General features: G+C 71.1%; 15 protein-coding genes. 7 read left to right on the forward strand and 8 right to left on the reverse strand.

Translation table 11 applies throughout. The annotated features are described in order from the left end of the window. Positions 1-17 precede the first annotated feature (17 nt). The 3 genes from oppB to D3218_RS06865 are packed head-to-tail and all read left to right on the forward strand — an operon-like array spanning position 18 to position 3,728. The gene (gene oppB / locus D3218_RS06855) at positions 18-941 is read left to right on the forward strand and encodes an oligopeptide ABC transporter permease OppB (protein ID WP_119539159.1); all 924 of its coding nucleotides are present in this window, start codon (positions 18-20) and stop codon (positions 939-941) included. Further along, positions 934-2,100, forward strand: a complete 1,167-nt coding sequence (locus D3218_RS06860) for an ABC transporter permease subunit (protein WP_119539160.1) — start codon at positions 934-936, stop codon at positions 2,098-2,100. Before oppB ends, D3218_RS06860 begins: the two co-directional genes overlap by 8 nt. A 2-nt stretch (positions 2,101-2,102) precedes the next feature. Next, the gene (locus D3218_RS06865) at positions 2,103-3,728 is read left to right on the forward strand and encodes an ABC transporter ATP-binding protein (RefSeq protein WP_119539161.1); all 1,626 of its coding nucleotides are present in this window, start codon (positions 2,103-2,105) and stop codon (positions 3,726-3,728) included. A 75-nt stretch (positions 3,729-3,803) separates the two neighbouring features. On the opposite strand, the gene D3218_RS06870 is transcribed toward D3218_RS06865, so the two are convergent. From D3218_RS06870 to D3218_RS06895, 6 genes are all read right to left on the reverse strand, one after another. Next, the gene (locus D3218_RS06870; RefSeq protein WP_119539162.1) at positions 3,804-5,306 is read right to left on the reverse strand and encodes a tripartite tricarboxylate transporter permease; all 1,503 of its coding nucleotides are present in this window, start codon (positions 5,304-5,306) and stop codon (positions 3,804-3,806) included. 13 nt (positions 5,307-5,319) lie between these two features. Then, on the reverse strand, positions 5,320-5,865 hold the full coding sequence (locus tag D3218_RS06875) for a tripartite tricarboxylate transporter TctB family protein (protein WP_119539163.1): 546 nt from the start codon (positions 5,863-5,865) through the stop codon (positions 5,320-5,322). 77 nt (positions 5,866-5,942) lie between these two features. Then, on the reverse strand, positions 5,943-6,941 hold the full coding sequence (locus D3218_RS06880; RefSeq protein ID WP_119539164.1) for a tripartite tricarboxylate transporter substrate binding protein: 999 nt from the start codon (positions 6,939-6,941) through the stop codon (positions 5,943-5,945). Positions 6,942-7,017: 76 nt separating this feature from the next. Further along, a complete protein-coding gene (locus tag D3218_RS06885) occupies positions 7,018-8,730 on the reverse strand; it encodes a dihydroxyacetone kinase family protein (RefSeq protein ID WP_119539165.1) in 1,713 nt (570 codons plus the stop codon). Then, entirely contained in the window at positions 8,727-9,623 is an 897-nt protein-coding gene (locus D3218_RS06890) for a sugar phosphate isomerase/epimerase family protein (RefSeq protein WP_245414963.1), read from the reverse strand. The genes D3218_RS06885 and D3218_RS06890 overlap by 4 nt, the downstream gene beginning before the upstream one ends. Before the next feature lie 92 nt (positions 9,624-9,715). Next, the gene (locus D3218_RS06895) at positions 9,716-10,753 is read right to left on the reverse strand and encodes a 4-hydroxythreonine-4-phosphate dehydrogenase PdxA (RefSeq protein ID WP_119539167.1); all 1,038 of its coding nucleotides are present in this window, start codon (positions 10,751-10,753) and stop codon (positions 9,716-9,718) included. A 190-nt stretch (positions 10,754-10,943) separates the two neighbouring features. On the opposite strand from D3218_RS06895, the gene D3218_RS06900 reads away from it, so the two are divergent. Continuing rightward, positions 10,944-11,642: a GntR family transcriptional regulator gene (locus tag D3218_RS06900; RefSeq protein ID WP_425359293.1), complete on the forward strand. Its 699-nt coding sequence runs from the start codon at positions 10,944-10,946 to the stop codon at positions 11,640-11,642. A gap of 55 nt (positions 11,643-11,697) precedes the next feature. Here D3218_RS06900 and D3218_RS19650 read toward each other — a convergent pair whose 3' ends face one another. Together D3218_RS19650 and D3218_RS19655 are read right to left on the reverse strand one after the other, a co-directional pair. Next, positions 11,698-12,354, reverse strand: coding sequence for a hypothetical protein (locus tag D3218_RS19650; protein WP_168990432.1), 657 nt, complete (start codon positions 12,352-12,354; stop codon positions 11,698-11,700). A gap of 29 nt (positions 12,355-12,383) precedes the next feature. Continuing rightward, on the reverse strand, positions 12,384-13,088 hold the full coding sequence (locus D3218_RS19655; RefSeq protein ID WP_168990433.1) for a hypothetical protein: 705 nt from the start codon (positions 13,086-13,088) through the stop codon (positions 12,384-12,386). 106 nt (positions 13,089-13,194) lie between these two features. Here D3218_RS19655 and D3218_RS06910 point away from each other — a divergent pair, with 106 nt between their 5' ends. The 3 genes from D3218_RS06910 (at position 13,195) to srlA (ending at position 15,643) form a co-directional block, all read left to right on the forward strand. After that, the gene (locus D3218_RS06910; RefSeq protein WP_245414950.1) at positions 13,195-14,166 is read left to right on the forward strand and encodes a sugar-binding transcriptional regulator; all 972 of its coding nucleotides are present in this window, start codon (positions 13,195-13,197) and stop codon (positions 14,164-14,166) included. 117 nt (positions 14,167-14,283) lie between these two features. Next, the gene (locus D3218_RS06915) at positions 14,284-14,715 is read left to right on the forward strand and encodes a transcriptional regulator GutM (protein WP_119539169.1); all 432 of its coding nucleotides are present in this window, start codon (positions 14,284-14,286) and stop codon (positions 14,713-14,715) included. 76 nt (positions 14,716-14,791) lie between these two features. Beyond that, complete coding sequence (gene srlA, locus D3218_RS06920) at positions 14,792-15,643, forward strand: PTS glucitol/sorbitol transporter subunit IIC (RefSeq protein ID WP_119539170.1); 852 nt, start codon at positions 14,792-14,794, stop codon at positions 15,641-15,643. Positions 15,644-15,661 lie beyond the last annotated feature (18 nt).

Genomic DNA, 15,661 nt, shown 5'->3' on the forward strand with positions numbered 1-15,661 from the left:
CACCGAGAGATCCCATCATGACCCGTTTCGTCTTCGGCCGCCTCCTGAGCGCGGTGCCGACGCTGTTCGTCGTCGTCACCATCTCCTTCTTCCTGATGCGCATGGCCCCCGGCGGCCCCTTCAACCTCGAGCGCCCGCTGCCGCCCGCCACGATGGCCAACCTGATGGCCACGTACCAGCTCGATCAGCCGCTGGTGGTCCAGTACTGGACCTACCTCACGAACGCCCTGACCGGCGATTTCGGGCCGAGCTTCATCTACCGCGACTATTCGGTCGCCGAACTGATCCTCCAGGCCCTGCCCTATTCGGTCACCCTCGGCCTGTGGGCCCTCGGCTTCGCCGTGATCGGCGGAACCGTGGCGGGCGTCGTCGCCGCGCTGCGGCAGAACGGCTGGGTGGACTATCTCGTGATGGGCGTCGCGACGGTCGGCATCACGGTGCCGAACTTCGTGGTCGGCCCGGTCCTGACGCTGGTCTTCGCCATCATCCTCTCGCTGGTCCCGGCCGGCGGCTGGGGCGACGGCTCGTTCCGCAACCTCGTGCTGCCGGTGATCGCGCTGGGCCTGCCGCAGCTCGCCGTGTTCGCACGGCTCACCCGCGGCTCGATGATCGAGGCGATGCGCACCGACCACGTGCGCACGGCCAAGGCCTACGGCCTGCCGTGGCGCTCGGTGGTGGTCACGCACGCGATGCGCGGCGCGATGCTGCCCGCCGTGACCTATCTCGCCCCCTGCTGCGCGGCGCTCCTCACCGGATCCACGGTAGTGGAGACGCTGTTCACGATCCCCGGGGTCGGCCGCTACTTCGTGGAAGGGGCGCTCAACCGCGACTACACGCTGGTGATGGGCACGGTGGTGCTGATCTCGGTCTTCATCATCGGCTTCAACCTTCTGGTCGATCTCCTCTACGCCTTCCTCGACCCGAGGATCCGCCATGACTGACCTCGCCTCCACGACCCCGGATCCCGGCCCGCTCCCCGGGGACGCCCCGCCGGCGGCCACGCAGGTGCGCGGCCGCTCGCTGTTCCAGCTCGCGCTCCTGCGCCTCCGCCGCAACCGCGCGGCGATGGCCGGCTTCGCGGTGCTCGTCCTCGTCTCGCTGTTCTCCTTCCTCGGACCGCAGTTCACCGACCACCGCTACGACCAGGTGTTTCCCTCCTACGTGTCGGTGCCCCCCTCGCTCGAGCCCTGGCCGCGCGAGGAGAACCTTCGGGGCGTGGTCGAGAACGTGGCGCGGCGCGCCCGCGTCGAACTCGCGGACTTCGACGTCGAGGACGGGCGCTACCGCGCCACGCTGCGCGACGACCAGCCGATCGACGCGCGCGTCCTGCGCTACTTCGACCGCGCGGGCGAGCTCGGCGGCGCGAGCGAAGTGGCCGAGACGCGGCAGGACGGGCGCGAGCTCGTCGTCACCGGGGCGGTCGCCCAGCAGTACTTCCCCTTCGGCACCGACCGGAACGGGCGGGACCTGATGGTGCGCACCATGGTGGGCGGGCAGATCTCGCTGGTGATCGGCGTGCTGGCCAGCCTCGTATCGCTGGTGATCGGCGTCACCTACGGCGCGGTGTCGGGCTATGTCGGCGGGCGCGTCGACAACCTGATGATGCGCCTCGTGGAGATCCTCTACTCGCTGCCCTTCGTGTTCCTGGTGATCATGCTGGTGGCCTTCTTCGGCCGCTCGTTCGTCCTGATCTTCGTGGCCATCGGCCTCGTGGAATGGCTCGACATGGCGCGCATCGTGCGTGGGCAGACGCTGTCCATCAAGCGGCGCGAGTTCGTGGCCGCCGCCGAGGCGATGGGCCTGACCGACCGGCAGATCGTGCGGCGCCACATCGTGCCCAACACGATCGGGCCGGTGGTGGTGTTCGTCACCATCGTGGTGCCCAAGGTGATCCTGCTCGAGAGCTTCCTGTCCTTCCTCGGCCTCGGCGTCCAGGCGCCGCTGACGAGCTGGGGGGCGCTGATCTCCGACGGCGCGCAGACGATCCAGGCCGCCCCCTGGCTCCTCGCCTTCCCCGCCACCCTGTTCTGCGTGACGCTGTTCGCGCTGAACTTCATCGGCGACGGGTTGCGCGACGCCTTCGACCCGAGGGATCGCTGACCATGACGGACGCCGTGCTTTCCATCCGCGACCTGCGCGTCGCCTTCGACACCGAGGACGGACCGGTGGAGGCCGTGAAGGGCGTGTCCTTCGAGGTGGCCCCGGGCGAGACGCTGGCCGTGGTCGGCGAATCGGGCTCGGGCAAGAGCCAGACCATGATGGCGGTGATGGGCCTCCTGGCCGCCAACGGGTACGCCTCGGGCTCGGCACGCTATCGCGGCGAGGAGATCCTCGGCCTCCCCGCCCGCCGGCTCAACCGCTATCGCGGCGCGAAGATCTCGATGATCTTCCAGGAGCCGATGACCTCCCTCGATCCGCTCTACCCGGTCGGCCGGCAGATCGGCGAGGTGATCCGCCACCATTCGCGGCGGCGCGGCGGGGCGGTGCGCGAGCGGGTGCTGGAGCTCCTGCGCCTCGTCGGCATCCCCGAGCCCGAGCGGCGGATCGACAGCTTCCCGCACGAGCTGTCGGGCGGCCAGCGCCAGCGCGTGATGATCGCCATGGCGCTCGCCAACGATCCCGAGCTTCTCATCGCCGACGAGCCGACGACCGCCCTCGACGTGACCGTGCAGGCGCAGATCCTCAAGCTCCTGGCCGAGCTGCAGGCGCGGCTCGGCATGGCGATCCTCCTGATCACCCACGACCTCGGCGTGGTGCGCCACTTCGCCGGGCGGGTGGTGGTGATGCGGCGGGGCGAGGTGGTCGAGGAGGGTGCGACGGAAACGATCTTCTCCGCGCCCCGGCGCGACTACACGAAGATGCTGCTCGCGGCCGAGCCGCAGGGCGGCAAGGGTCCGGTCCCGCCCGGCTCGCCCGTGGTGCTTTCGGCAAGGGACGTTGTGGTGGACTACGACCTGCGCGGCACGCGCGGCCTCTTCTCCAAGGGGCCGGACACGTTCCGGGCGGTGGACCACGTGTCGCTGGAGCTGCGCAGCGGCCAGACGATCGGCGTGGTCGGCGAATCGGGTTCGGGCAAGTCGACGCTCGGCCGCGCCATCCTGCGCCTCCTGCCCAGCGGCGGACACTACCGCTTCGAGGGTCGGGATATCGGTGCCTTCGACCGCCGGCGGATGCGCCCCTTGCGGCGCGAGCTCCAGCTCATGTTCCAGGACCCGTTCGGCTCGCTGAGCCCCCGGCTCACCGTGGGCGAGATCGTGACCGAGGGCCTGCTGGTCCACGAGCCGGCCCTGTCGGCCGCCGACCGGGCGAGACGCGCGGCGGCGGCGCTGGAGGAGGTCGGCCTGCCGCCCGAGGCGCACAACCGCTATCCGCACGAATTCTCCGGCGGACAGCGCCAGCGCATCGCCATCGCGCGGGCGATGATCCTGAAGCCCAAGGTCGTGGTGCTGGACGAGCCCACCTCGGCGCTCGACCGCTCGGTGCAGGTGCAGATCGTGGACCTCCTGCGCGCGCTCCAGCGCGACCACGGCCTGTCCTACGTCTTCATCAGCCACGACCTCGCGGTGGTGCGGGCGATCTCGGACCATATCCTGGTGATGAAGGACGGGCGGCTGGTGGAAGAGGGCGCGACGCAGGACATCTTCTCCGCGCCGCGCCAGGACTACACGCGCACCCTGATCGCCGCCGCCTTCGACGCCAAGCGCCCGCGCGAGGCGGCGGCCTCCTGACAACGAGGAAGGGGCGCCGGGGCTTCCTGCCCCCGCGCCCCTTTCCCATGCGGGTTCCGGCCGACGCGCCGCCGGTCAGGCGGTCCGGGCGGGGCGGATCGTCTGGATGCCCCGCGAGATCAGCGGCCAGGCGAGGAGCAGCAAGGCCAGCGCCATCAGCATGCCCACGAGCCCGTTCGACCAGAAGATCGACAGGGAGCCGCCCGAATACAGCATCGACTGGCGGAACGCGTCCTCGGCCTTGTCGCCCAGCACCATGGCGAGCACCAGGGGCGCGATCGGGTAGTCGAGGCGCTTGAAGACGTAGCCGACGATGCCGAAGGCCACGGCCATCATCACGTCGAACTCGGCGTTCGCCACCGTGTAGGCGCCGATCAGGCAGACCACGATGATGATGGGCCCGATGATGCCGAACGGAATGCGCAGGATCGAGGCGAACAACGGCACGGTGGCGAGCACCAGCACCACGGCGACGATGTTGGAGAGGTACATGGAGGCGATCAGGCCCCAGACGAAGTCGGGCTGCTCCACGAACAGGAGCGGACCGGGCTGGAGGCCCCAGATCATCAGGCCGCCCATCATCACCGCCGCCGTCGCCGAGCCGGGCACGCCGAGCGCCAGCATCGGCAGGAGCGCCGCGGTGCCGGCCGAGTGGTCGGCGACCTCCGGCGCGATCACGCCCTCGGGCTCGCCCTTGCCGAAGTTCCGGCCGTACTTGCCGAAGCGGCGGCCGAGGCCGTAGCTCATGAAGGAGGCGGCCGTGGGCCCACCGGGGGTGATGCCCATCCAGACGCCGACCGCGGCCGAGCGCAGGAAGGTCACCCAGTAGTGCGGCAGGCGGGCGAGCGCACGGAAGATCTCGTGCACCTCGATCCGCGAGGACACGCCCTTGAACTTCAGCTCCTCCTGGACCGTGAGCAGCAGCTCGCCGATACCGAAGAGGCCGATCACGGCGACCAGGAACGAGATGCCGCGCAGGAGGTCGGTCCAGCCGAAGGTGAGGCGCAGCTCGCCCGACACCGTGTCCATGCCCACCGTGGCGAAGGCGAGGCCCGCGAGCAGCGATACCGCCGCCTTGAGCGGATCGCCGCCGCCCAGGCCGATGAAGGAGCAGAAGGCCAGAAGGTAGATCGCGAAGAACTCGGGGCTCGAGAAGCGCAGCGCGAACTGCGCGATCCAGCCGGCCAGGAGGGTGATCACGATGACGCCCGTCAGCGCGCCGATGCCGGCCGAGAAGAAGGCGGTGGACAGCGCCTCCGTCGCCCTGCCCTGCTTGGCCATCGGGTAGCCGTCGAAGGTGGTGGCGACCGAGGACGGCTCGCCAGGAATGTTGAACAGGATCGAGGTGGTCGACCCGCCGAACAGAGCGCCCCAGTACATCGAGGAGAGGAGGATGATCGCCGACACCGGGTCCATGGTGAAGGTGAGCGGCAGGAGCAGCGTGACCCCGTTGGGCGCGCCGAGCCCCGGCAGGACCCCGACCAGGATGCCGAGCAGCACGCCCATCACGATCAGCGCGACGTGGTAGAAGGAGAACGCGACGGAGAACCCGTGCATCAGGTTGGCGATGTCGGCCATCGGGCGATCCTCCTCAGTAGATGCCCAGAAGCGGCATGACGACGCCCTTGGCGAGCGGCACCTGGAACCAGAACTCGAACGTCACGAAGAACACGGCCATGGTGGCCACGGCGATGGTGGTCGCCTTGAGAAGGCCGACCTTGCCGAGGGTCATCATGGAGAACACCAGGAACAGCGCGCCGGCCAGGTAGACGCCGAGCCACGGGATCAGGGCCGCCGCCACGGCGGTCGGCACGAACACGGCGGCGATGCGCCCGAGCGCCCCGTCCTCCAGGAAGCGTTCGTCGAGCCCGGTGGGCTCGTGCAGCGCCGCCGCGCCGCCGGCCGCCTGCGCCTCGAGGTTCTCCGGTGCGCGCCGGCGCATGGTGAGGCCGTATTTCACGGCGATCACGAGGCCGAGCACGGTGAGGATCACGCCGATGCGGAACGGGAAATAGCCGGCCGACGGACCGAAGTCCGTCCAGCCGGTTCCGTTCTCCAGGCTTCCATAGGCCGTGACGACGCCGAGCAGCGTCGCGCTCAGGCCGGTCGCGACTTCGATATGACGACGGGTGACCATCGCGCGTCCTCTCCCTTTGAAGACGGTGGTGCGACGGGACGGCCGGCGCGCGGCCGCCCCGCTTGCGGCTTGGCGGCTCAGTTCACCAGCCAGCCGTCCGCCTCGAACTGCTTGCGCGAGCGCTCGACGTCGGCGGCGATGTAGGACTTGAACTCGTCGCCGGTCAGGAAGCGCGCCGTCTGCGAGGTGTTCTTGAGGTAGGCCTTGAACTCCGGCGTCTCGGACACGCGCCTCAGGAGGCCGGTGTACCAGGCGACCGCCTCGGCCGGCACGTCGGCCGGGGCGAACACGGTGCGCGGCATCTGGTAGGCGTCGACCTGGAGCCCCTGCTCCCGGCAGGTCGGAATGTCGTTCCACGACATGGTCTCGGTGACCTTGGTCGTGTCCGCCATTCGCTGGTCGGCCATCACGCAGAGCGGCTTGGCCTGACCGGCGCGCCACTGTCCGACGTTCTCGGCCGGGTTGTTGGTGTTGGCGTCGATGTGGTTGCCGGCGAGCTGCACGGCGGCCTCGGAGCCCGACTTGAAGGGGATGTAGAGGAACTTCGCGCCCGTGGCGCCCTCGATGCGGCGTACCAGCGTCTGGTCGACGTCCTTGGACTGCGAGCCGCCGAAGCGGACCTTGCCGGGGTTCGCCTTTCCGGCCTCCACCAGGTCGGCGATCGTGTTGTAGGGGCTGTCGGCCTGCACCCAGACCACGAACTCGTCCACCGCGAGCGTGGCGATCGGCGTCAGGTCCTCGGCCTTGTAGCCGAGGCGGGTGACCAGCGGGAGCTGCCACTCGTTCGAGGTGCCGAAGATCAGCTTGTACTCGTCGCCGGACGCGCCCGCGCCGTAGATGAAGGCCTCGGCGCCCGAGCCGCCGCCCTTGTTGGCGACCACGACGTTCTGCGGCGACAGGTCTTCCTTGGCGATCGCGGCCTGGATCTGGCGCGCGAACTGGTCGGTTCCCCCGCCGGCCCCGCCGGCGGCCACGAACTCGATGGGCTTCGTCGGAGCCCATTGCGCCTGGGCGGGCGCGGCGAGCGTGGCCGCGAGGGCGAGGGTCGCGAGGGCGGTGGTGGTGAAGAGCTTCATGGATCATGCCTCCCAGACGGATCGTTGAAGGAAAGGGAACCCGGCCGCCTGCGCGACCGGGCCATGCGTCGGCCGGCTAGCCGGCGTTCAGGACCTCGCCCACGGTGCGGGCGCAGAGCGCGAGCGAGACGGCGCCGGCATCGGGATGGCCGATGCTCTTGGCGGCGAGCGGACGGGCGCGCCCGAGGCGCGGGGTGAGCTTGGCGGTCTCGTCGGCGGCGCGGGTCGAAGCTTCCGCGGCCCGGACCCAGGCGTCGCGCAGCCGCGCCCCGCCCCGGACCTCGGCTTCCAGCGCATCGACGAAGGGCACCAGAGCGTCCACCAGCGTCTTGTCGCCGGGCTTGGCGCGGCCGAGCGTCGTCACCGCCTCGCGGGCGGCCAGCGCACCGCGCACGGCGGCGTCGGCATCGACACCCGCCCGGTCGCCGAGAGCCGTGCCGAAGCCGCGCAGGAGAAGGCCCCAGATCGCCCCGGACGTGCCGCCAGCCGTGTCGGCCCAGCGGTCGCCGGCATGGGCGAGGAGCGAGCCGGCACCCGCGCCGGCGGCCAGCGCCTTGCGCGCGCCTTCGGCGGCCGAGGCCGAGCCGCGGCGCATGCCCTGGCCATGGTCGCCGTCGCCGGCCACCGCGTCGATCCGCCCGAGCTCCTCCTCGGCCTCGGCCAGCACCGCCGCGAGCCGCTCCACGATGGCGCAGGCCTTGGCCGCGCTCTCGCGCGAGGCGTCCGAGGCCTCGGGGAAGCTCGGGACGTCCGTGCCCGTCTCCACCGGCTTGGGTGCCGCCGGGCGCGGTTCGACATGACCGCGCCGGAAGGCGGCGCCGTGCGCCGGGGCCAGCCAGAGCGGCTCCAGCTCCGCGTCGAGCCAGGTGAGCGTCAGCGAGCAGCCGGCCATGTCGAGCGAGGTGACGAACTCGCCGACCTCCGGGTGGACCAGCGTCAGCCCCGCGCCGCGCAGACGCCGGGCGACATGGGTCCAAAGGACGAAAAGCTCCTCGTATTTCGTGGCGCCGAGCCCGTTGAGCAACACGGCGACGCGCCCGTCCGCACCCTCCGGGCGCTCGGCGAGCAGCGGCTCGACCAGGAGGTCGGCGAGCGCCTCGGCGGACATCGCCTTCTCGTCGCGGATGCCCGGCTCGCCGTGGATGCCGAGGCCGATTGCGACGGCGCCCTTCTCCACCGTGAAGAGCGGCGCCTCGGCGCCGGGCAGCGTGCAGCCGGAGAACGCGATGCCGAGGGACTGGGTGCGCGCGTTGGCGTGGCGCGCCAGGCGCTCCACCTCGTCGAGGCTCATGCCCGCTTCGGCAGCCGCGCCCGCGATCTTGAACACCGGCACGTCGCCCGCGACCCCGCGCCGAAGCTCGGGCGTCTCCTTCGGCGCGCTCGCCACGTCGTCGGTGACGGCCAGGACGCGCACGTCGATCCCCTCGCCGCGCAGGCGGGTCGCCGCCGCGCCGAAGTTCAGGACGTCGCCGGCATAGTTGCCGAAGCCGAGCACGATGCCGCCGCCGCGATGGGCCTGCCGGCAGATGCGCGCGACCGATTCCGTCGAGGGCGAGGCGAACACGTCGCCGGCCACCGTGGCATCGGCCAGGCCGACGCCGACATAGCCGCCGAAGGCCGGGTAGTGTCCCGAGCCGCCGCCGATCACCAGGGCGACCTTGCCGTCCGGCGTCCCGGTCGCCCGCACGGCGCCGCCGCGCACATGGTGGACCAGATGGGAATGGACGTCGCAGAAGCCCTCGAGGGCGTCCCTTGCGAAACGTTCGGGTTCGTCGTGGATCAGCGTCATGCCGTGGCCTCCGGTCTGGGAAGGATGCGGCGCAGATAGTCGCGGTTGGTGGCGCTCACGGAAAGTCCGTCGCCCCCGTAGTGCTCGACCAGGAAGGGCGAGCGGAAGCCGTGGGCGAGCGCCATGCCGATCGCCGTGCGATAGTTGATCGTGCCGAACTCGAGGGGCGCCGGCGCGGTCATGATCGCGCCGGTCGTCTCGTCCTCGATCCGGGTGTAGTTCTTGACGTGCCAGAAGCCGGCGAAGGGCGCGATCTTCTCCATCATCGCGTGCCAATGCTCGACCGGCCGGTGGAGGCGGACGAGGTTGCCGATGTCGGCGTTGATCCTGACATTGGGCAGGTCGACGTCGGTGACGAAGCGCACCGCCCCGTCCGCCGTACCGATCAGCGTGTCCTCGTACATCTCCAGCGAGATCTCGAGACCGAGCTCGGCGGCATGCCGGCCCAGCTCGCGCAGGCGCGAGACGGCCAGCGCCCAGGTGTCCGCGTCGGTCGGGTTGCGCTCGCCCTGCACCGTCCAGAACCATAGCGCCCGCTTCTGCGCCTCGTTCAGCGGCCCGAAGAAGCCGAAGGAGACCGCACGCGCGCCAACATTGGCGGCGGTGTCGAGCACGCGGTGCCCGTAGGCGAGGTGCGCCTCGCCGAGCGCTGGGTCGATCAGGTTCTTGCGCGCCGTGGAGATCGCCGGGATCGTCAGCCCGTGCGAGCGGACCACGTCCATGAACTCCGCGAGCCGCGCGGGCTCCAGGTCGGCGATCCGCAGCCAGCCGTCCGTCGGGTCCAGCTCGGTGAAGCCCGCGTCCGCGACATCGGCCAGCGCGGCGGACCACTCCTCGGGCGCCTGGTCCTGCGTGGACCGGCCGTCCGGCAGCGTGCCCGGATACTGGATCATCGCGGCCGCGATCGGCCAGTTGGTTCGGTCGAGCCTCGGCTCGGCTTCAAGGGACACGCGCATTCCTCCCTCACGCATGCGGATCGGCGGGCCTACTCGGCGGCGGTAGCCAGCGCCCGGCGCTGCTCGGCCATGCGCACGGCCAGGCGGAACGCCTCCCGCGTCGCGCCGAGGTCCGCCTTGCCCTTGCCGGCGATGTCGTAGGCCGTGCCGTGGGCGGGCGTGCAGAGCGGGAACGGCAGGCCGCCCATCATGGTCACGCCCTTGTCGAAGCCCATGAGCTTCATCGCGATCTGGCCCTGGTCGTGATACATGGTCAGCACCGCGTGCCAGCCCTCCTTGAGGGCCCGCAGGAACACCGTGTCGGCCGGGAACGGCCCGTCCACGTCGTAGCCGGCCTCCTTCGCGGCGCGCACGGCGGGCTCGATGATCTCGATCTCCTCCATGCCGAAGGCGCCGCCGTCGCCCGCATGCGGGTTGAGGCCGTTGACGGCGATGCGCGGGCGCTCGATGCCGGACTGCCGAAGGCAGTCGTGCGTCAGCCTCACCTCCGCCAGGATCGCCTCCACCGAAAGGTGGGCCGACACGTCCTTGAGCGGGATGTGCGAGGTGACCCGCGCGTTCCAGACCCGCTCCAGAACGTTGAACTCGCGCACCTTGCCCCGGAAGCCGGTGACGTCCACCACGAAGCGGATTTCGTCGTCGTAGCCCTCGTAGGCGAAGCGCATGGCCTGCTTGTTGAAGGGCGTGAAGATCACCGCGTCGGCGCGCCCGGCATGGGCCATCTCGAGAGCGCGGCGGAAGTTGGTGGTGGCGAAGGTGCCGCCCTCCAGCGTCGCCTCGCCCCGGCGCACGTCCCTCACGTCGAGATTCTTGAGGTCGATCATCACCGGGCGGCGGCCGTCGCCGATCGCGTCGATGCCGGACGCCTCGTCGAGATCGAGCGCGACGCCCGCCTCGGCGGCGCCGCGATCGAGGATGCGGCGGTCGCCGAACACGACGACGCGGGCGCGCTCGGCCGTCTCCCGATCGGCCAGCAGCATGGCGGTCAGCTCCGGGCTGATACCGGCCGGGTCGCCCATCGCGAGGGCCACGATCGGACGACCGGCGTCGGTGGTAGCAGAAGCCATTCCCAATTCTCCCGAATGAAGCTCGGCGACAGGGCTAGCCGATCCGCATGCAGGTATCAAGCCTTTTTCATTTTGTATTCTGCATACAGCATTCCGGTTTGACGGAATGGGCCGTTTGTGGTGATAGGGAGGCCGTCTTCGCGACAGACGCCGCCTGGGCAGGCGGCCTTTTGCGCTTCGGGAGGGATCGATGAGCGATACGATGTCGACGCCGCGCCCGCTGGACGGAGCCATCGGCTCGGATCTCGGCCGCATATCGCGCACCTCCTTGCACGACACGATCGTCAACCGGCTGCGCGACATGATCATCGAAGGGGCTCTGGAGCCCGGCACGCGCCTGCACGAGGGCCAGCTCGGAGAGCAGCTCGGCGTTTCGCGCACGCCGCTGCGCGAGGCGATCAAGTATCTGGCGAGCGAGGGGCTGGTGGAGCTCGTGCCGAGCCGCGGCGCCGTGGTTCGCCGCTTCGGCCGGAAGGACGTTCACGACATGCTCGTGGTGATCCGCGAGCTGGAGCACCTGGCCGGGCGCCTCGCCTGCGAGGCAGGCAGCGACGCGGGCATCGCCGGCGTGCGCCGCGCCCACGACGCGATGATCGAGCGCTACCGGGCGGGCGACCGGCTCGCCTACTACAAGCTCAATCAGGAGATCCACACCCTGATCGTGGAGCTGAGCGGCAACGCGGCGCTCGCCCATGTCCATGCGGGATTGCAGATGCGGCTGAAGCGCGTGCGCTTCATCGGGCACGAGGGCCCGGAGAAGTGGGCGGCCGCCGTGGCCGAGCACGAGGAAATGATCGCCGCCCTCGAAAAGCGCGACGGCGACGCCCTGGCCGAGATCCTCACCCGCCACCTTGCCCGCGCCTGGGACCGCGTGGCGGACATGATCTAGGGACCGTTCGGCGCGCGCGGCACGGGCGTGCCAGGCGCCGCGCCGGCGTTCGGGGTCAGCGGCTTGGCGGCGCGTCCAGCCGCTTGTCCCAGTCCAGCATCCGCCCCTTCAGCGCCGAGCGGAAGCGGGCCGCGCGGGGAAAGTCCCAGTTCGGGTCGCCGCCCAGGAACAGGTCGAGAAAGGGGATCGCGAGATCCGGATCGGAGGCCACGTTCTCGCGGAACGAGGCCCAGGAGCGCAGCTCCAGCGCTCCGGCCGACAGGTGGATGCCCTCCAGGTCCTGCTCCGCCAGCACCTTGTCGAGCACGGTGATGCAGAACTCGAAATAGAAGACGCCCTCCGGCCAGAAGGCGACCAGCGCCTCCTCCGGGCGCGCGTCCGCCCCGCCCTGCCCCTTCGCCGCGCCGGCCGCGACGGGCCGGTTGCGGATCAGGCTGGACAGGAGGATGCCGGCCGCGAAGTGGCTGAAGTCGCGCCGGTCGCGGTCCGCCAGCGCGCGCTGCGCGTCGAACCGGCGCATCCATTCCAGGAAGGCGCGCGTCAGGCTGCGCTGCGTCAGGTGCAGCTCCACGCCGTAGCGCGTGTTGAACTGCCCGAGCGCGAGCTCGACGGTGCGCGAGAAGTCGCCGAGCCGGCGGATCGAGCGCCGCAGGGCCTGGCGACCGTCCGCCGCGGGCGTGTCGAGGCTGAGCGTCAGGCCGGGATCGATCAAGGGGCGGGTCGCCTTTCCTGCGGTGGTCTTCAGGGTAGATAGGGAACCGTGGCGCGCCATGCAGCGGCGAGATCGGCGAAACGCGCCTCGCGCAGCATCGCCCGCCACTCCGCGCCCTCGGCCTCCACCGCGCGATGCGCGCCAAGGATCGCAAGCTCGCCCGGCGCCCCGCCGTCGCGCCGGACCAGAACGCCCAGCCAGACCGACAGGGCCATGTGGTCGTTGACGACGGCGCCTTCCTCCGGGTCGAGCGGTCCCAGCGCGCTGCTGAGGCAGGGGCGCGCCGCGCCGACGGCCGCGAGCCGAGCGGCGGCGCGCGCGGCCGCCGTCGGCGCGTCGGCGACGGGGTCGCGGCGCCCCGGCTCTTCCGGCGACATCGCGAGACGCAGTTCCGAGACCACCGCGTCGCGCGGGCCGCCGAGCGCCACCACGGCGCGGCACGACGCGTAGAGATCGGCGCTGTCGGGCGCGGGGCCGCCCGGCCGCAGCGAGGCCGCCAGCCGGTCCAGCGCCTGCCCGAGGTCGGCGTCGCCGCGCGGCAGCATCCGGCCCGCCATGCGCTCGGCCCGTGTCAGCACGCCATCGGCCACGCGCGCGATGCGCCGCGCCGGCTCCGGCGTTCCCAGAAGCCGGGCGGACAGGACGCCCGACGCGGCTTCCAGCCGAATCGAGGTGCGAAGGTCCCGTATCCCTTCCTTGAACGGCAGCGTCAGACTATGGGGGTGGGGCAGCATGGGGCTCTCCGGGCTGGAGCAACGATTACCATACGATCGGCGGAAGCATGAGACGTTTTGCTGACAACGCAGCCCCCGCGACCGATGCGGCGGACCGGGGCCGCCCGTGAAGGGGCGCTCGCGAAACGGCGCCGAGGCGTCCGCCTCGGACACGCGCGCCGACCGGATGCGGGTGCGGGCCGCATGGATGTACTACGTCGAGGAGATGACGCAGAGCGACATCGCCGCCGCGCTCGATATCGGACGCGTCAGCGTGGTGCGGATGCTGGCCGAGGCGCGCGCGCGCGGCGAGGTTCGCATCTCGGTATCGGGGGCGCTGGCCGAGCTGACGGCGGCGGAACGGGCGCTGGAAACCCGCTACGCGCTCGGGAGCGCGGTGGTGGTGCCGGCCCCGGGGCGCGGCGAGGATCCCTCGCCGGCGATCAGCGCGGCGATCGGCGCCGTCCTGTCCGAGGCCGTGGGCAGCGGCATGGCGGTGGGGCTGGGCTGGGGGCGCACGCTCCTCGAATCCCTGCCCTTCATCGCGCCCCGGGCGCTGGACGACATGCGCGTGGTGTCGCTGCTCGGCGGCATCTCGCAGGCGCACCGCTTCAATCCGGCCGAGTTCGTCTGGCGCTTCGCCCAGATCTTCAACGGCGACGCGTTCCTGCTCAGCGCCCCCGCGATCGTCGACGGCCCGGACACCAAGACCGCGCTGGTGGAGCGATGCGGCCTGCGCTCGACCTTGGAGATGGCCGAGAAGCTCGACCTCGTGGTGCTCAGCGTCGGCGGGATCGAGCGCAACGCCACGACCTACCGCACCGGCTACATCGCCGAGACCGAGCGCCGCTCGCTGCAGGCGGCCGGCGCGGTCGGCGATCTCCTGTTCCACTTCCTGGACCGCGACGGCGCTTTGGTGGATCATCCGATCAACGGGCGCATCGTGTCGGCCGACATGGAGGCGATTCGCAGGGCCCCGGAACGCATCCTCGCCTCGGGCGGACCGGAGAAGACGGAGATCCTCCGGGCGGCGCTGGCCTTCCTGAAGCCCACCGTTCTCGTCACCGACGAAACCACCGCCTCCCGCCTCCTCGACTGACCCCGCAGGCCAAGCCTGCCCACTCTTCCCGAGAGTCTAGAACATATTGACTTTCCCTAAGTCAAATGTTCACCTGCCTTGACGGGAGCGGGAAACCGAGGTCTCGGGGAGGTTGGCATGACGGGATGGCAAGCCGCACTCGCGCTTCTGGCGCTCGCCTGGACGCTGCAATGCGTCGGCACCGTGATTCAGGTCCGGCGCTACCGCGCGGCGTTCCGCGACGTCGGCGCCTCGTCGCAGGACGGCTGGCTGGGCGTCGGCAAGGGCGGCGGCGCGCTGCGCGGCGGCGCGATCGCCATGATCGTCGTGGCGCCGGACGGGCGGGTTCGGCGCGCCTCCAGCCTCCAGGGACGCACGGTCTTCGCCAAGGCGCGGCGTCTGCACGAGCTGGAAGGGCGCTCCACGGCGGACCTGCGCGTCGAGGCCGAGGCACGGCGGCGCGAGCCGCTCGGCGCCGCGATCCTCAGCGCGCTCGACCAGGTGGCGCAGGCACGCGCGCGGCAGGCGCCGCCGGGCGCGGCGGACCGGCGCGAGCCCGTCACCGCCTGACGGGCGCCCCGCGCCGAGATTTCCGACAACCGCGACGTCGCAACGCCCCGCGCGGGCACGGCTGGGAGGGCCGAACATGCTGACGATGATGATGCTGGCGCAGGGGGCGGCGGATCTGGCCGCGCACGGCGCGATCCACGCCCACGCCCTGGCCGACCCGGCGCTCGCCGCGCCCTTGGCCGACATGGCCGCCCATCACGGCGCGGCCGCCGCGGACGCCGCGCACGGCGGCGCGACGCTGCTGGCCCAGGCGGCGGATCCGGGCGCCGCCGGCACCGCGGCCGCCACGGCTCCGGCCTCGGGCGGCGGGGCGATCTCCTCGGAGGAATACGCCCGGCGCGTGCAGCAGCTTTCCGCCACGGGCAACCAGGAGGAGCAGCTCGGCTGGCTGGCGACGATCGGCCGTCACTTCATCGGCGTCTTCCAGAAGGGCGGCGAGGTGTTCCTAGGCTTCGTCACCGGCATCATCCCGACGCTGGTGGTGCTGATGACCGCCTTCTACGCCCTCACCGGCATGATCGGCGAGGAACGCGTCCACGGCCTCGCCCAGAAGGCCGGCCGCATCGCGCTCACGCGCTACACCGTGCTTCCCGTGCTCGCGATGTTCTTCCTCACGAACCCGATGGCCTACACGTTCGGCACGTTCCTGGAAGAGAAGCACAAGCCGGCCTTCTACGATTCGGCGGTGTCCTTCTGCCACCCGATCCTCGGCCTCTTCCCCCATGCCAACGCCGGCGAGTACTTCGTCTGGGGCGGTGTGCTGGTGGCGCTCCTCGAGCTGGAGAACCGCGGCGTGATCCCGGCCGGCTACCACATCAATCTCGCGATCTACTACTTCATCGTCGGCGTGGTGGTGATCCTCCTGCGCGGCATCGTTACCGAGCGCGTCACACGCTTCCTCGCCCAGCGCGAAGGCGTGACGCTGTAACGGCCCGAAGGGAGGATC

The sequence above is a fragment of the Aureimonas flava genome (assembly GCF_003583935.1).
Classification (GTDB): domain Bacteria; phylum Pseudomonadota; class Alphaproteobacteria; order Rhizobiales; family Rhizobiaceae; genus Aureimonas; species Aureimonas flava.

Bases quoted from the DNA above. Each gene is read 5' to 3' on its own strand.
- oppB (WP_119539159.1), top strand. From the start codon at position 18: ATGACCCGTTTCGTCTTCGGCCGCCTCCTGAGCGCGGTGCCGACGCTG.
- D3218_RS06860 (WP_119539160.1), top strand. From the start codon at position 934: ATGACTGACCTCGCCTCCACGACCCCGGATCCCGGCCCGCTCCCCGGG.
- D3218_RS06865 (WP_119539161.1), top strand. From the start codon at position 2,103: ATGACGGACGCCGTGCTTTCCATCCGCGACCTGCGCGTCGCCTTCGAC.
- D3218_RS06870 (WP_119539162.1), bottom strand. From the start codon at position 5,306: ATGGCCGACATCGCCAACCTGATGCACGGGTTCTCCGTCGCGTTCTCC.
- D3218_RS06875 (WP_119539163.1), bottom strand. From the start codon at position 5,865: ATGGTCACCCGTCGTCATATCGAAGTCGCGACCGGCCTGAGCGCGACG.
- D3218_RS06880 (WP_119539164.1), bottom strand. From the start codon at position 6,941: ATGAAGCTCTTCACCACCACCGCCCTCGCGACCCTCGCCCTCGCGGCC.
- D3218_RS06885 (WP_119539165.1), bottom strand. From the start codon at position 8,730: ATGACGCTGATCCACGACGAACCCGAACGTTTCGCAAGGGACGCCCTC.
- D3218_RS06890 (WP_245414963.1), bottom strand. From the start codon at position 9,623: ATGATCCAGTATCCGGGCACGCTGCCGGACGGCCGGTCCACGCAGGAC.
- D3218_RS06895 (WP_119539167.1), bottom strand. From the start codon at position 10,753: ATGGCTTCTGCTACCACCGACGCCGGTCGTCCGATCGTGGCCCTCGCG.
- D3218_RS06900 (WP_425359293.1), top strand. From the start codon at position 10,944: ATGAGCGATACGATGTCGACGCCGCGCCCGCTGGACGGAGCCATCGGC.
- D3218_RS19655 (WP_168990433.1), bottom strand. From the start codon at position 13,088: ATGCTGCCCCACCCCCATAGTCTGACGCTGCCGTTCAAGGAAGGGATA.
- D3218_RS06915 (WP_119539169.1), top strand. From the start codon at position 14,284: ATGACGGGATGGCAAGCCGCACTCGCGCTTCTGGCGCTCGCCTGGACG.
- srlA (WP_119539170.1), top strand. From the start codon at position 14,792: ATGCTGACGATGATGATGCTGGCGCAGGGGGCGGCGGATCTGGCCGCG.